Below are 14,077 nucleotides of genomic sequence, written 5' to 3' on the forward strand. Positions count from 1 at the left end.
ATGAGTGACAAGCCGGATACCGCAGCCGCCGAACGGGCCGACCTGAAACTGCGCACCCGCTGGCTGCATTCCGCGGCGACCATCACGGAAGCGCTGCCCTACATGCGGCGCTATGCCGACAGCAGCTTCGTCGTCAAATACGGCGGCCATGCCATGGGCGACGACGCGGCGGCCAAGGCCTTCGCCCGCGACATCGTCCTTCTGAAGCAGGTCGGCATCAATCCCATCGTCGTCCACGGCGGCGGCCCCCAGATCGGCAAGATGCTGGAGCGGCTGGGCATCAAGTCGTCCTTCATCGACGGCCTCCGCGTTACCGACCAGCCGGCGGTCGAAGTCGTGGAGATGGTCCTCGCCGGCTCGATCAACAAGCAGATCGTCGGCGCGATCAATGCCGCCGGTGGCAATGCCATCGGCATTTCCGGCAAGGACGGCCCGCTGATCCGTGCCCGCAAGCTGACCAAGACCAAGCGCGATCCCGAATCGAACATCGAGAAGGTGCTCGACTACGGTTTCGTGGGCGAGCCGGAATCGGTCGATCCCCGCGTGCTCTATCTGTTCGAGCGTTCGGACTTCATCCCCGTGGTCGCGCCCATCGGCATCAGCGAGGATGGCGATACCTACAACATCAACGCCGATACCGCGGCGGGGGCCATCGCCTCGGCCATGCGCGCCTCGCGCTTCCTGCTGCTGACCGATGTGCCGGGCGTGCTCGACAAGGACGGCAAGCTGATCGACCGCATGACGGCACAGCAGGCCCGCGCCCTGATCGCCGACGGCACCATCCATGGCGGCATGATCCCCAAGGTCGAAACCTGCCTCGATGCGGTCGACAACGGCGTCGAAGCGGCGGTGATCCTGGACGGCCGCACACCCCATGCCCTGCTGCTCGAAACCTTCACCGCCCACGGCGCGGGCACGATGATCGAGAATCCGGCCTTCGCCGGGCGCGGCACCGAACGCCAGCCGGGCTGAGGCGCTTCGGCGGCGCTAGTCGCCGAAGATCGACCAGTTCATCCGCCGCGACACAAGCTCGAGCGCGGCGGAGCCGAGCACGGAATTGCCCTGGGCGTCCAGCCCGGGCGACCAGACGGCGATAGACGCCTTGCCCGGGACCACGGCCAATATGCCGCCGCCCACGCCGCTCTTCGCCGGGATGCCGACGCGGAAGGCGAAATCGCCCGAACCGTCGTAATGGCCGCAGGTCAGCATCAGGGCATTGATGCGCTTCGCCCGTTCGGACGAGATCACCTTGCCGCCGGCCGTCGGATGGCGCCCGCCGAAGGCGAGATAGCGCCCGGCCATGGCCAGCTGGCGGCAGCTCATGGCGATGGCGCAGTGATGGAAATAGACCCCGAGCACGAGATCGACCGGGTTGCGCAGGTTGCCGCAGGCCCGCAGGTAATTGGCCAGCGCGGCGTTGCGAAAGCCCGTGGCCTGTTCCGAACGGGCGACCGCGCTGTCGATATGGATGCTCTCGTCATCCGACACAAAATGCAGGAAGCGCAGGATCTCGCCCAGCGCCACCTTGGGCGTGTGACCGGCCAGGATCGCGTCGGCGACGGCGATGGCGCCCGCGTTGATGAAGGGATTGCGCGGAATGCCCTTCTCGTATTCCAGCTGGACGATGGAATTGAACGGGTTGCCTGACGGCTCCCGCCCGACGCGCTGCCACAGGGCATCGCCGACCTTGCCGAGGGCGAGGGTCAGGGTGAAGACCTTGGACACGCTCTGGATCGAGAACAGCGTATCGCCATCCCCGGCGACATGCGTGTCCCCATCGGCACCGACGACAGCGATGCCGAAGCCCGCGGGGTCGACCCCGGCCAGTTCCGGGATATAGCTGGCGACGGTGCCGCGCTCCTCGCGGGCGGCCATTTCGGCCGCGATGTCATGAACGAGTGAGTTGAGATCGACCAAGACGCAACCTTCCGCCGTCCGGCGCCTGCGATGGGCAATTTTCCCATCGGCTTACCAAATCTTAGGAAAGCCCGGCCGATAGTCGTCGGCAACGGATTTCAGGTCGAGGGATCATTCTCCATGTTCGCACGCCGCAGGGAAGCCGAAGCCGTCGCTTCTGCCGAACTTACCGAAGTCAAGGGCGAGCTCGCCGCCCTCAAGCAGATGCTCGATTCCATGCCGGTCAACGTCATGATGTGCGAGCTGAAGGACTTCTCCATCACCTATCTCAACAAGACGTCGATCGAGACCCTGCGCAAGCTCGAGCATCTGCTGCCGGTGAAGGCGGATCAGCTGCTCGGCCGCTCGATCGATATCTTCCACAAGAACCCGAGCCACCAGCGCCGGCTGCTGGCCGACCCGAAGAACCTGCCGCACCGTGCCCGCATCAAGCTCGGGCCCGAGACGCTGGATCTTCAGGTCTCGGCGATCTATGACGCGACCGGCAAATATCTCGGCCCCATGCTGACCTGGTCGATCATCACCGATTTCGTCCGCCAGGAGCGGGACACCAAGCGCCTGATGCGCATGCTCGACGACATGCCGATCAACGTCATGACCGCCGACAAGGACACGCTCGAGATCAACTACATCAACCGCACCTCGATCAATACCCTGCGCGCGGTCGAGCATCTGCTGCCGATCAAGGCCGACAAGGCACTCGGCACCTGCATCGACATCTTCCACAAGAATCCGTCGCACCAGCGCCGGATGCTGGCCGACCATCGCAATCTGCCGCATTCCGCCAAGATCAGGCTCGGGCCCGAGACGCTTGACCTGCGCGTTTCCGCCATCATGGATGATGACGGCAGCTATATCGGCCCCATGGTCACCTGGTCGATCATCACCAAGACCGTGCAGGTGATCGACAGCTTCGAGCAGAATGTGAAGACCGCGGTCGAATCCGTCGCCGGCTCGGCCGACGAGATGCGCGGCGCGGCCGAAGTCATGTCCAACGTGGTGCAGGAGACGGTGGTCCAGTCCGAGACCATCGCCGCCAACGCCAACGAAGCCTCCGCCAACGTCCAGACCGTCGCCGCCGCGACCGAGGAACTGGCCGCTTCCGTCGCCGAGATCGGCCGCCAGGCCACCCAGTCCTCGACCGTGGCCCAGGCCGCGGTGACCCAGGCCGAAAAAACCAACGTCACCGTGAAGGGCCTCGCCGAGGCGTCCGAAAAGATTGGCGCGGTGGTCAAGCTGATCAACGACATCGCCGGCCAGACCAACCTCCTCGCGCTCAACGCGACGATCGAGGCGGCCCGCGCCGGCGAGGCTGGCAAGGGCTTCGCCGTCGTCGCCTCGGAAGTGAAGAACCTCGCCAATCAGACCGCCAAGGCGACCGAGGAAATCGCCGGCCAGATCACCTCGATCCAGGGCGCAACCCACGACGCGGTGGGCGCGATCACGGCGATCACCCAGACCATCGGCCAGATCAACGAAATCGCTGGCGCCATCGCCGCCGCGGTCGAGCAGCAGGGCAGCGCGGTGCACGAGATCAGCCGCAACGTCCAGGAAGCAGCCGGCGGCACGCGCGAAGTTACCAATAATGTCGGGATGCTGAGCCGCGCGACCAGCGAATCCGGCGCCGCGGTCGGCAAGGTCGCCAATGCCGCGACCTCGCTCGCCGATCAGGCGGCCCTGATGCGCCGCGAGGTCGACAAGTTCCTCGAAGAGGTGAAGAAGCTGTAACGGCGACTTCACGGCACAAAAAAACGGCCGGGCAATCGCCCGGCCGTTTCGTTTTGCGCGAGGTGCGAAATCAGCCGCGGCGCTCGACCATCATCTGCTTGATGCCGGCGATCGCCTTCGCCGGGTTCAGCCCCTTGGGGCAGGTGTTGGCGCAGTTCATGATCGTGTGGCAACGATAGAGGCGGAACGGATCCTCGAGATTGTCGAGGCGCTCGCCCGTGCCTTCGTCGCGGGTGTCGACCAGCCAGCGGTAGGCCTGGAGCAGGATGGCCGGGCCGAGGTAACGGTCGCCATTCCACCAGTAGCTGGGGCAGGAGGTCGAGCAGCAGGCGCAGAGGATGCACTCGTAGAGACCGTCGAGCTTCTCGCGGTCGTCCTTCGACTGCAGGCGCTCGCGGGTCGGCGCCGGGGTCTGCGTCTGCATCCACGGCTTGATCGAGGCATATTGCGCGTAGAAGTGGGTCAGGTCCGGCACCAGATCCTTCACCACCGGCATATGCGGCAGCGGATAGATCTTCACCTCGCCCTTCACGTCCTCGATCGCCTTGGTGCAGGCGAGCGTGTTGCCCCCGTCGATGTTCATCGCGCAGGAACCGCACACGCCTTCGCGGCAGGACCGGCGGAAGGTGAGGGAGGGATCGACCTCGTTCTTGATCTTGATCAGCGCGTCGAGAACCATCGGCCCGCACTGGTCCAGATCGACCTCGAAGGTATCGAGGCTGGGATTCTGGCCCTTGTCCGGGTCATAGCGATAGATCTTGAACGCCTTCACGCGCTTGGCGCCCGTCTTGGCCTTCACCGTCTTGCCGGTGCCGACCTTCGAATTCTTGGGCAGTGCAAATTCGACCATTGGCCTTGCCTTTCTATCCCGCCGCGTCAGTACACGCGCGGACGCGGCGTGATGTATTCGATCTCGTCGGTGAGCGTATAGGTGTGCACCGGACGGTAGTCGATCGTCACGTTGCCCTTCTCGTCCGCCCAGGCGAGGGTATGCTTCATCCAGGTCTCGTCGTTCCGGTCGGGGAAGTCCTCGCGGGCATGGGCGCCGCGGCTTTCCTGACGGTTGGCGGCGCCATGCATGGTGACCATGGCCTGACGCAGCAGATTGTCGAGTTCCAGGGTTTCCTGCAGGTCGGTGTTGTAGATCATCGAGCGGTCGGTCGTGCCGATGTCGCCCCACATGTTCCACACTTCACCGATCAGCTGCTTGCCTTCCTCCAGCACCTCGCCGGTGCGGAAGACGGCGCAGTTGTTCTGCATCACGCGCTGCATCTTGCCCCGGACCTGCGCGGTCGAGGACGAGCCCTTGGCATGGCGCAGGTCATCGAAGCGGTTCAGCGCGAAATCGGCCGAATCCTTGGCCAGGTCCTTCTGCGCTTCGCCCGGCTTCACGATCTCGGCGGCGCGGATCGCGGCGGCGCGGCCGAACACCACGAGGTCGATCAGCGAGTTGGAGCCGAGGCGGTTGGCGCCATGCACCGAGACGCAGGCCGCCTCGCCGATCGCCATCAGGCCGGGGATCACCGCATCCGGGTTGCCGTCCTTCAGGGTGACGACCTCGCCGAAGTAATTGGTCGGGATGCCGCCCATGTTGTAGTGCACGGTCGGAATGACCGGGATCGGCTGCTTGGTCACGTCGACACCGGCGAAGATCTTGGCCGATTCCGAGATGCCCGGCAGGCGCTCGTGCAGGATCTTCGGATCGAGATGTTCGAGGTGCAGGTAGATGTGATCCTTGTTCGGGCCGACGCCGCGGCCCTCGCGGATCTCGATGGTCATGGCGCGCGAGACGACGTCGCGGGACGCCAGATCCTTGGCCGAGGGGGCGTAGCGTTCCATGAACCGCTCGCCCTCGGAGTTGCGCAGGATGCCGCCTTCGCCGCGCGAGCCTTCGGTGATCAGGCAGCCCGAGCCGTAGATGCCGGTCGGATGGAATTGCACGAATTCCATGTCCTGCAGGGCCATCCCTGCGCGCAGCACCATGCCGCCGCCGTCGCCGGTGCAGGTATGGGCCGAGGTCGCCGAGAAGAAGGCGCGGCCATAGCCGCCGGTGGCCAGAACGACGATCTTCGCCCGGAAGCGATGGATCGAGCCGTCCTCGAGGCACCAGGCGATGACGCCCCGGCACTCGCCGTTCTCCATGATCAGGTCGAGCACGAAATACTCGATGAAGAACTGGGCGTCGAAGCGTAAGGACTGCTGGTACAGCGTGTGCAGGATGGCGTGGCCGGTCCGGTCGGCGGCGGCGCAGGTGCGCTGGGCCTGGCCCTTGCCGTAATGGGTGGTCATGCCGCCGAAGGCGCGCTGGTAGATCTTGCCTTCGGGCGTGCGCGAGAAGGGCACGCCGTAGTGTTCGAGCTCGATCACGGCGGCCGGGGCCTCGCGACACATGTATTCGATGGCGTCCTGGTCGCCCAGCCAGTCCGACCCCTTCACGGTGTCGTACATGTGGAAGCGCCAGTCGTCCTCGCCCATGTTGCCGAGGGCGGCGGAAATGCCGCCCTGCGCCGCCACGGTGTGGGAGCGGGTCGGGAAGACCTTGGTGATGCAGGCGGTCTTGAGGCCGCGCTCGGCCATGCCGAAGGTGGCACGAAGGCCGGCGCCGCCGGCGCCGACAACCACGACATCATAGGTATGGTCGATGATGGAATAAGCCTGGGTCATGGACGTCACTCAGATCGCGATTTTGAGGATCGAGAAGAGGGCCGCGACCGCCAGGGCCACGGTCGCGAAATTGACCAGCAGCTGGACCACGATCTTGGTCGACTCGGTGTGGATATAGTCTTCGATCACGACCTGGGCACCCAGCTTCAGGTGCCAGAAGCCGACGCCGACGAAGAGGCCGAGCAGCACGGCGACGAGCGGCTGCGCCACCCAGGCGGTGAAGACTTCATAAGGGCTGCCGGCGAGCACGACCAGGCTGGCGACGAACCAGATGGTCAGCGGCACCAGGGCGATCGCCGAGACGCGCTGCAGCCACCAGTGATGGGTGCCATCCTTGGCCGAGCCGAGGCCGCGAACGGCGCCCAGCGGCGAGCGGAGCGAGGAACGGGGGGAAGCCATGTTCTTTATCGTCCTCAGAGAATGAAGGCCAGCAGCCAGATGACCACGGTCAGGATCACCGAACCGGCGACCACCGCGACCGAAGCCTTGTGCGAGACGACCTTGTCGAAGCCCCAGCCGGCATCCCAGAACAGGTGCCGCAGGCCGTTCAGCAGGTGGAAGCACAGCGCCAGCGTGAAGCCGAACAGGATAAGGAGGCCGAGGAAGGACCCGGCGAACCACTGGAAGCCGGCATAGGCCTCGGGGCCAGAAGCGGCGGCGACCAGCCACCAGGTCAGCAGCAGGGTGCCGAAGCCAAGGCCGACGCCCGTGGCACGGTGGGTGATCGACGCAATTGCGGTCAGCGGCAGGCGGTAGACCTGGAGATGCGGCGAAAGCGGACGCTCGACTTGAGCCATCGCTGGTCCTCTTTTTCTGAAGGTCGAACCCCCGCCCGACCTGGGAACTGCCCTTGCAAGGGCTGAATGCCGGCGGACGCGAGGTCCGCAGGCGGCCTGATACTAAAGGCGGATCACCGCCAGTCAACGAAACCTAAGTCAAAAGTCCCAAAACCCATTTTCATCGTCATCCCGGCGAAGGCCGGGATCTTTCGAAGATTGGCTTCGGCGCCTTTTCGTCGCGAGGTCCCGGCCTTCGCCGGGACGACGCATCCCTATGTCAGCGGCGCGGGATCAGCACCCAGTAATCGAAATCGAGCACGACATTCTCGCCCGACTCGGGGAAGTCGGCGCAGGGCAGGTTCTTGGTCGCCAGGGTGCGGATGCGCAGCGCGCCCACGTCCTTGCGGCCCTCGATCTCGGCCTTGTCCTTCACTTCCGACCAGGCAAAGACGGTATCGCCCGCGAAGGTCGGCGCGGCATGGCGGCCGCCGTTGATCGCCGCGACGAAAACCGCGTTGCCGAGACCGTTGAACGACAGCGCCCGCGCCAGCGAGATGATGTGGCCACCGTACATCAGGCGCCGGCCGAAACGGCCGTCCTTCTCGGTGAACTGGTTGAAATGCACCCGCGCGGTGTTCTGGTAGAGGCGGGTCGCCATCATGTGCTCGGCTTCCTCGATCGTCATGCCGTCGACATGGTCGATCTTCTCGCCCACCGCATAGTCATCCCAGAGGTGGGGCGAGCCGGAAAGCGCGGTATCGAAGCTGGACAGGTCGAGGCCGGCCGGCACGGTCAGGAAGTCGGGCGTCACCACCGGCGCGAGTTCGGGCACCACGGCCTCGGGCGCCGGGCTCGCCTTGTCGCGCTTCCGCACCATCACCCAGCGGCAATAGTCGAGCACGAGGTCGCCCAGATCGTCGCGGCCCGTCGAGCGGACGTAGACGGTGCCGGTTTCCTTGTTCGAGTTTTCCTTGAGGCCGATCACGGTCGAAACCGTGGACAGGGTCGTGCCCGGCGCCACCAGCTTGTGGAAGCGCCCCTGCGCGTAGCCGAGATTGGCGACGGCATTCAGCGAGACATCCGGCACGGTCTTGCCGAAGACGACGTGGAAGGTCAGCAGATCATCGACCGGCGCGCCCTTCAGCCCGGCCGAACGGGCGAAGGCGGCGGAGGACTGGACGACGAAGCGGCTGCCGGTCAGCGCGGTATAGAGCGCGACGTCGCCGTCGGTCACCGTGCGCGGCGTCGCGTGCACCAGTTCCTGGCCGACCTTGAAGTCCTCGAAGAAATTGCCTTTGGCGGTCTTGGGGGCGGTCTTGGTGGTCATCTCGTCACCCCCGGGCCGCGATGGCGTCGGCCAGGGCGCAGATGCGCTTGGCATTCTCGACGTGCAGGTTCTCGATCAGCTTGCCCTCGACGAGGACGACCCCCTTGCCCTCGGCCTCGGCCGCGGCGAAGGCGTCGATGATCTTGCGCGACCAGGCGATCTCGCCCTCCGACGGGGCGAAGACGACATTGGCGCCCTCGACCTGGCCGGGATGGATCAACGTCTTGCCGTCGAAGCCGAGTTCGACGCCCTGCAGGCAGGAGGCGCGATAGCCCTCCTCGTCCTTGAGGTCGAGATAGACGCCGTCGAGGATCGAGAGGCCATAGGCGCGCGCCGCCAGCATGGTGATGCCGAGCGAGGTGAGCATGGGCAGGCGCATCGGCGTGTGGCGCGAATGCAGGTCCTTGGTCAGGTCCGAGGTGCCCATGACGAAGCAAGTGAGGCGCTTCGAGGAAGCGGCGATCTCGGCCGCGCGCAGAATGCCCAGCGGGGTTTCCATCATCGCCCAGATCGTGGTCGAGGCCGGCGCGCCGACCTCGTTCAGCAGGGCCTCGGCCTTCAGGATGGTCGCCGGGTCTTCGACCTTGGGCAGCAGGATCGCGTCGGGGCCGAGCGGGGCCAGCGCCTTGATGTCGTCGATGCCCCAGGGCGTTTCCAGCCCATTGGTGCGGACGATCACCTCGCGGAAGCCATAGCCGCCGGTCTTCAGCGCCTCGGCGATCTGGTTGCGGGCCAGCTCCTTGGCATCGACCGCGACCGCATCCTCGAGATCGAGGATCAGACCGTCCGCCGGCAGGCTGCGCGCCTTGTCGAGGGCACGGGCATTGGCGCCCGGCATATAGAGGACAGAGCGGCGCGGCCGGACAGTGCTCATGGTTTCCCCGTTCGATCGGAAAAAAGATGACGAAAATTGGGCTGACTATAGTCAGCGGACGACGACAGGCAAGGCTGCAACGCAGCAAAAATGCGGCGACACGGCGGCGGCCCGGTCCATCACGACTTGTCCGGCCATCCGCAGGCCGCGCGCAGCGGCTTGGCCGCCTCTTCGAGACCCGAAATCGGAAACTCCACCGTCAGCTCCGATTCGTTGTAGGGCATGGCGCGGATCAGCAGCCGGTCGTGGCCGAACAGCTTGCGCAGCCAGGGAATGGCGCTGCCGCCATCCCAGAGGCCCAGCGCCTCATTGTCGCTGGAAACGGCCATGTTGATCTTCTGCGCCTTTTCCCCGTCGATACGGTAGGTGACCCTCCCGCCCCCCTGATGGTCGGACATGAAGAAGCCGGCGAAGTCGACCCAGGCCGAGGTCGTGCCCTCGCGGCAGGCGATGAACAGGAGCGCGGTCACGCTGTCGCCGTAGCGCCCGCGCATCGGCTCGCTCGCGTCCAGCACCATGAAGACATTCTTGCTGTCGTCGATCTTCGAGGTTTCCTCGGTCACCACCCATTTCGAGCTGGTGGGAAGAGCCTTCGGCGGCGCGGGCTGGAAAACGCGATCGAAGCAGGCGAGACGCTCCACGCTGTTCTCGATTTTCGCGCAGGCGGCGGGATCGCCCTCGGCGGCGGCCTGGGCCGTGCTCAGGCCGACCGATACGATGACACCCCCCGCGAGGGCCGATAGACTGCGCATGTCCTCTCCAATCGTCACAATACATCCGGCGCGAATGCCTTTGCCCGCGAGACTAATCGGGAAATCCTTGGCGAAAGTTGAATGATGCGACCGCCCTCCGTGCCGACCGTCCTCTCCTTCCAGTCCCGAGTCGCGGCGGGCCATGTCGGCAGCGCCGCCGCCAGTCCCGTCCTCCAGATGCTGGGCTGCGAGGTGATCGAGGTGCCGACGGTGATCCTTTCCGCCCATCCGGGCCACGGCCGGCCGGGGGGCGGGGCGCTGCCGGCGGCCCTGCTCGACGGCATCGTCGACGGGCTGGAGCGGGTCGGCCGTCTCGACGGGATCGACGGCGTGATCGTCGGCTATCTCGGCACGGTCGAGAATGGCGCGGTCGCGGCCCGCGCCGTCGAACGGGTCCGGGCGCGCAATCCGAAGACCAGCGTGCTGGTCGATCCGGTGATCGGCGACCGCGATGGCGGGCGCTATGTCGCCGACGGCATTCTCGAGTGTTTCCGCGACCGGCTGATCCCCCTTGCCGATATCGTGAAGCCCAATCATTTCGAGCTGGAAGCCCTGACCGGCCGGCCCGTCGCCACGCTCGACGAGGCCGCCGGGGCGCTGGAAGCCCTTAAGGTGCCGTTCCCCCTCGTCACCTCGCTGGACTGGGGCGGCGACCTCGCCACCCTCGCCCTGATCGGGGGACGGCGCCTGATGGCGCGGACGAAACCGGTGGCGCTGCCGCCCCATGGCCTCGGCGATACGCTGGCCGCCGTCCTGATGGCGCATCTCGTCCGGGGGCTGGCGGCGGAGGCGGCGCTGGCGCGGGCCATCGGCGCGGTCGAGGCGCTGATCGGGGCGAGCCGCGCCCTTGGTCTCGACGAATTGCCGCTGGTCGCTGCCGCCCCGCTCGTCACGCATGGCCCGCCGCGCCCGCTGGTCCCCGTTTAAGCCGGTCCTCTGTTGAGAAAGGCGCGGAAGCAGCCTATATAGCGGCCATGGACGGCATTCCCTTTATCAAGATGCATGGCCTCGGCAATGACTTCGTCATCATCGAGAGCCGCAACTCCCCCGTGGAGATCAACGTGGCGCTGGCGCAGGCGATCGCCAACCGGCGCACCGGTGTCGGCTGCGACCAGCTGATCGTGCTGGAGTCGTCGGACAAGGCCGATGCCTTCATGCGCATCTGGAACCCGGATGGCTCGGAGGCCGGCGCCTGCGGCAACGCCACGCGCTGCGTCGGTGCCCTGCTGATCGCCGGGGCCCGCCGCAACGAGGTGGTCATCGAGACGGTCTCGGGCCTCCTGCGCGCCTCCTCCGCGCCCGACGGCTATATCACCGTCGACATGGGCGAGCCGCGCCTCGACTGGGAGCAGATCCCGCTGGCGCGCGCCATGGACACGGTAAAGCTCGACTATGCCGCCGCCCCCGGCATCGCCTCGCCCGCGGCGGTCAGCATGGGCAATCCCCATGTCGTCTTCTTCGTCGACGATGCCGAAAGCGTGAAGGTCGAAGCCCTCGGCCCCGCGATCGAGCATGATCCGCTGTTCCCCCAGCGCACCAATGTCTCCTTCGTCTCGAAGCAGCAGGATGGCTCGCTCCGCGTCGTCGTGTGGGAGCGCGGCGCCGGCCGGACGCTGGCCTGCGGCACCGCCGCCTGCGCCACGGTCGTCGCCGCCACCCGCCGCGGTCTCGTCGACCGCAAGGCGGTGATCTGGATGGATGGCGGCCGCCTCGACATGGAATGGCGGGAGTCGGACGGCCATGTGATCATGACCGGCCCCATTGCCGTCGCCTTCTCGGGCGTGATCGCCCTGCCGCCCCGGGTGAAGGCCGCCTGAGGCCCCATGTCCGCCGGGATCGAGGTCATCACCTTCGGCTGCCGCCTCAACGCCTATGAATCCGAGGTGATGAAGCGGCACGCCGAAAACGCCGGCCTCGATCATGCGGTCATCGTCAATACCTGCGCCGTCACCTCGGAGGCGGTGCGCCAGGCCCGCCAGGCCATCCGCAAGGCCCGGCGCGAAAACCCGAAGGCGAAGCTGATCGTCACCGGCTGCGCCGCGCAGGTCGAGCCCGAGCGTTTCGCCGAAATGGCCGAGGTCGATCAGGTCGTCGGCAACATGGAAAAAATGGCGGCCGAGACCTGGTCGCCCGATTTCGGCATCGGCGAGACCGAGAAGGTCCGCGTTGCCGACATCATGGCCGTGCGCGAGACCGCCGGCCATCTGGTCGAAGGCTTCGAGGGCCGCGCCCGCGCCTTCGTCCAGGTCCAGAACGGCTGCGATCACCGCTGCACCTTCTGCATCATTCCCTATGGCCGGGGGCCGTCCCGCTCCGTGCCCATGGGCGCCGTGGTCGACGAGGTCCGCCGCCTCGTCGCCGCCGGCCACAACGAGGTGGTGCTGACCGGCGTCGACCTCACGTCTTACGGCGAGGATCTGCCGGGCACCCCCAGCCTCGGCCAGCTGACCCGCCGCCTGCTGAAGGCGGTACCCGAATTGCCGCGCCTACGCATTTCCTCGATCGACGCCGCCGAGGCGGACGAGGACCTGATCGCCGCCCTCGCCGAGGAAGAGCGGCTGATGCCGCATCTCCACCTCTCGCTCCAGGCCGGCAATGACCTGATCCTCAAGCGGATGAAGCGCCGTCACCTCCGCGCCGACGCCATCCGCTTCGCCGCCCGCCTGCGCGAGGTCCGGCCGGATATCGCGCTGGGCGCCGATTTCATCGCCGGTTTCCCGACCGAGACCGAGGACGCCTTCGAGGACACGCTCCGCCTCGTCGACGAGGCGGGCCTGACCTATCTCCACGTCTTTCCCTTCTCGCCCCGGCCGGGCACGCCCGCCGCCAAGATGCCCCAGGTCGGCCGCGCCGTGGCCAAGGCCCGGGCGGAGCGCCTGCGCGCCAAGGGCGACGAGGCGCTGCACCGCTTCCTCGACGGAAGGATCGGACAGACCGAACAGGTCATCGTCGAGACCCCGGACATCGCCCGCAGCGCGCATTTCGCCGCCGTCCGCCTGGCCGCGCCGGCCCGGCCGGGCGATATCCTTCGCGTTACCATTGGCGCCCGCGCGGGCGCGGAGCTTGTCGCCGCATGACCGATATCGAAAACGAAGGCACGGGCGAGAAGAAATCGGGCTGGTTCGGCCGTCTGAAGGCGGGATTGTCCCGCTCCTCTTCCTCCCTCGGCCAGTCGATTTCCGGCCTGTTCAAGAAGCGCAAGCTCGACGACGAGACGCTGGACGAGCTGGAAGAAGCCCTGATCCAGGCCGATCTCGGCGTCGCCGTCGCGACCGAAGTGCGCGAGGCCCTGTCCAAGGGCCGCTTCGGCAAGGAAATCGGTGATGACGAGGTCAAGGCCGTCCTCGGCGGCGAAATCTCGCGCATCCTGAAATATTCCGAAAAGCCGCTGGTGGTCGAAGCCAGCCGCCGGCCCCACGTCATTCTGATGGTCGGCGTCAACGGCAGCGGCAAGACGACGACCATCGGCAAGCTGGCCAGCCGCTTCAAGGCGCAGGGCCTCAAGGTGATGATGGCGGCGGGCGATACCTTCCGCGCCGCCGCGATCGAACAGCTCGCGGTCTGGGGCGAGCGTTCGGGCGTGCCCGTCGTCACCCGCCCCGCCGGCTCCGATGCCGCCGGCCTTGCCTTCGATGCCCTCGAACAGGCGAAGCGCGAAGGCTATGACGTGCTGCTGATCGACACCGCCGGCCGGCTGCAGAACAAGGAAGGCCTGATGGCCGAACTGACCAAGATCGAGCGGGTGATCAAGAAGCTGGACGAGAGCGCGCCCCACGACACCATCCTGGTGCTGGACGCGACGACGGGCCAGAACGCGGTCAATCAGGTCGATGTGTTCGAGCGCGTGGCCAAGATCACCGGCGTCATCATGACCAAGCTGGACGGCACCGCGCGGGGCGGCGTCCTCGTCGCCGTGTCGAAGAAATACTGGATGCCGATCCACGCCATCGGCGTCGGCGAAGGCATCGACGACCTGCAGGACTTCAACGCCGACGCTTTCGCCAAGGCGCTGGTCGGCACGGCGGAAAGGGCCTGA

At 66.5% G+C, this 14,077-nt stretch carries 14 protein-coding genes; 6 read left to right on the forward strand and 8 right to left on the reverse strand.

Translation table 11 applies throughout. The features are described 5' to 3' along the window. Positions 1–972 carry an acetylglutamate kinase gene (argB, locus tag DKG74_RS08685; RefSeq protein ID WP_109904764.1) on the forward strand — a complete coding sequence of 324 codons (972 nt, stop codon included), beginning with the start codon at positions 1–3 and terminating at the stop codon, positions 970–972. Between the two features lie 15 nt (positions 973–987). Here argB and DKG74_RS08690 read toward each other — a convergent pair whose 3' ends face one another. Then, positions 988–1,917, reverse strand: a complete 930-nt coding sequence (locus tag DKG74_RS08690; protein ID WP_109904766.1) for a glutaminase — start codon at positions 1,915–1,917, stop codon at positions 988–990. Between the two features lie 120 nt (positions 1,918–2,037). Between DKG74_RS08690 and DKG74_RS08695 the strand changes: the two genes are divergently transcribed. Further along, a complete protein-coding gene (locus DKG74_RS08695) occupies positions 2,038–3,645 on the forward strand; it encodes a methyl-accepting chemotaxis protein (protein WP_165837600.1) in 1,608 nt (535 codons plus the stop codon). Between the two features lie 70 nt (positions 3,646–3,715). Here the strand turns inward: DKG74_RS08695 and DKG74_RS08700 are convergent, their stop codons facing one another. From DKG74_RS08700 to DKG74_RS08730, 7 genes are all read right to left on the reverse strand, one after another. Beyond that, positions 3,716–4,495, reverse strand: coding sequence for a succinate dehydrogenase iron-sulfur subunit (locus tag DKG74_RS08700; protein WP_109904770.1), 780 nt, complete (start codon positions 4,493–4,495; stop codon positions 3,716–3,718). Positions 4,496–4,521: 26 nt separating this feature from the next. Next, positions 4,522–6,309, reverse strand: a complete 1,788-nt coding sequence (gene sdhA, locus DKG74_RS08705; RefSeq protein ID WP_109904772.1) for a succinate dehydrogenase flavoprotein subunit — start codon at positions 6,307–6,309, stop codon at positions 4,522–4,524. Between the two features lie 9 nt (positions 6,310–6,318). Next, on the reverse strand, positions 6,319–6,708 hold the full coding sequence (sdhD, locus tag DKG74_RS08710; RefSeq protein ID WP_109904774.1) for a succinate dehydrogenase, hydrophobic membrane anchor protein: 390 nt from the start codon (positions 6,706–6,708) through the stop codon (positions 6,319–6,321). Positions 6,709–6,722: 14 nt separating this feature from the next. Continuing rightward, positions 6,723–7,106 (reverse strand): succinate dehydrogenase, cytochrome b556 subunit, encoded by a 384-nt coding sequence (gene sdhC / locus DKG74_RS08715; protein WP_109904776.1) that lies wholly within the window; start codon positions 7,104–7,106, stop codon positions 6,723–6,725. Between the two features lie 259 nt (positions 7,107–7,365). Continuing rightward, positions 7,366–8,415 carry a MaoC family dehydratase gene (locus DKG74_RS08720; RefSeq protein WP_109904778.1) on the reverse strand — a complete coding sequence of 350 codons (1,050 nt, stop codon included), beginning with the start codon at positions 8,413–8,415 and terminating at the stop codon, positions 7,366–7,368. 4 nt (positions 8,416–8,419) lie between these two features. Continuing rightward, positions 8,420–9,289 (reverse strand): HpcH/HpaI aldolase/citrate lyase family protein, encoded by an 870-nt coding sequence (locus tag DKG74_RS08725; RefSeq protein ID WP_109904780.1) that lies wholly within the window; start codon positions 9,287–9,289, stop codon positions 8,420–8,422. A gap of 119 nt (positions 9,290–9,408) precedes the next feature. After that, complete coding sequence (locus tag DKG74_RS08730; RefSeq protein WP_165837601.1) at positions 9,409–10,041, reverse strand: type VI secretion system-associated protein TagO; 633 nt, start codon at positions 10,039–10,041, stop codon at positions 9,409–9,411. A gap of 81 nt (positions 10,042–10,122) precedes the next feature. Between DKG74_RS08730 and pdxY the strand changes: the two genes are divergently transcribed. Genes pdxY through ftsY form a run of 4 tightly spaced genes read left to right on the forward strand, consistent with a single transcriptional unit; the run spans position 10,123 to position 14,077 of the window. Continuing rightward, on the forward strand, positions 10,123–10,968 hold the full coding sequence (pdxY, locus tag DKG74_RS08735; RefSeq protein ID WP_109904784.1) for a pyridoxal kinase: 846 nt from the start codon (positions 10,123–10,125) through the stop codon (positions 10,966–10,968). Between the two features lie 47 nt (positions 10,969–11,015). Beyond that, positions 11,016–11,858, forward strand: coding sequence for a diaminopimelate epimerase (gene dapF / locus DKG74_RS08740; RefSeq protein WP_109904786.1), 843 nt, complete (start codon positions 11,016–11,018; stop codon positions 11,856–11,858). 6 nt (positions 11,859–11,864) lie between these two features. After that, complete coding sequence (gene mtaB, locus DKG74_RS08745; protein WP_109904788.1) at positions 11,865–13,118, forward strand: tRNA (N(6)-L-threonylcarbamoyladenosine(37)-C(2))-methylthiotransferase MtaB; 1,254 nt, start codon at positions 11,865–11,867, stop codon at positions 13,116–13,118. Continuing rightward, the gene (ftsY, locus tag DKG74_RS08750; RefSeq protein ID WP_109904790.1) at positions 13,115–14,077 is read left to right on the forward strand and encodes a signal recognition particle-docking protein FtsY; all 963 of its coding nucleotides are present in this window, start codon (positions 13,115–13,117) and stop codon (positions 14,075–14,077) included. Before mtaB ends, ftsY begins: the two co-directional genes overlap by 4 nt.

It is taken from the genome of Zavarzinia aquatilis (genome assembly GCF_003173035.1).
Classification (GTDB): domain Bacteria; phylum Pseudomonadota; class Alphaproteobacteria; order Zavarziniales; family Zavarziniaceae; genus Zavarzinia; species Zavarzinia aquatilis.

What these genes read in the sequence shown, in the direction of transcription:
- argB (WP_109904764.1), top strand. Translation starts at nt 1, where the DNA reads ATGAGTGACAAGCCGGATACCGCAGCCGCCGAACGGGCCGACCTGAAA.
- DKG74_RS08695 (WP_165837600.1), top strand. Translation starts at nt 2,038, where the DNA reads ATGTTCGCACGCCGCAGGGAAGCCGAAGCCGTCGCTTCTGCCGAACTT.
- DKG74_RS08700 (WP_109904770.1), bottom strand. Translation starts at nt 4,495, where the DNA reads ATGGTCGAATTTGCACTGCCCAAGAATTCGAAGGTCGGCACCGGCAAG.
- sdhA (WP_109904772.1), bottom strand. Translation starts at nt 6,309, where the DNA reads ATGACCCAGGCTTATTCCATCATCGACCATACCTATGATGTCGTGGTT.
- sdhD (WP_109904774.1), bottom strand. Translation starts at nt 6,708, where the DNA reads ATGGCTTCCCCCCGTTCCTCGCTCCGCTCGCCGCTGGGCGCCGTTCGC.
- sdhC (WP_109904776.1), bottom strand. Translation starts at nt 7,106, where the DNA reads ATGGCTCAAGTCGAGCGTCCGCTTTCGCCGCATCTCCAGGTCTACCGC.
- DKG74_RS08720 (WP_109904778.1), bottom strand. Translation starts at nt 8,415, where the DNA reads ATGACCACCAAGACCGCCCCCAAGACCGCCAAAGGCAATTTCTTCGAG.
- DKG74_RS08725 (WP_109904780.1), bottom strand. Translation starts at nt 9,289, where the DNA reads ATGAGCACTGTCCGGCCGCGCCGCTCTGTCCTCTATATGCCGGGCGCC.
- DKG74_RS08730 (WP_165837601.1), bottom strand. Translation starts at nt 10,041, where the DNA reads ATGCGCAGTCTATCGGCCCTCGCGGGGGGTGTCATCGTATCGGTCGGC.
- pdxY (WP_109904784.1), top strand. Translation starts at nt 10,123, where the DNA reads ATGATGCGACCGCCCTCCGTGCCGACCGTCCTCTCCTTCCAGTCCCGA.
- dapF (WP_109904786.1), top strand. Translation starts at nt 11,016, where the DNA reads ATGGACGGCATTCCCTTTATCAAGATGCATGGCCTCGGCAATGACTTC.
- mtaB (WP_109904788.1), top strand. Translation starts at nt 11,865, where the DNA reads ATGTCCGCCGGGATCGAGGTCATCACCTTCGGCTGCCGCCTCAACGCC.
- ftsY (WP_109904790.1), top strand. Translation starts at nt 13,115, where the DNA reads ATGACCGATATCGAAAACGAAGGCACGGGCGAGAAGAAATCGGGCTGG.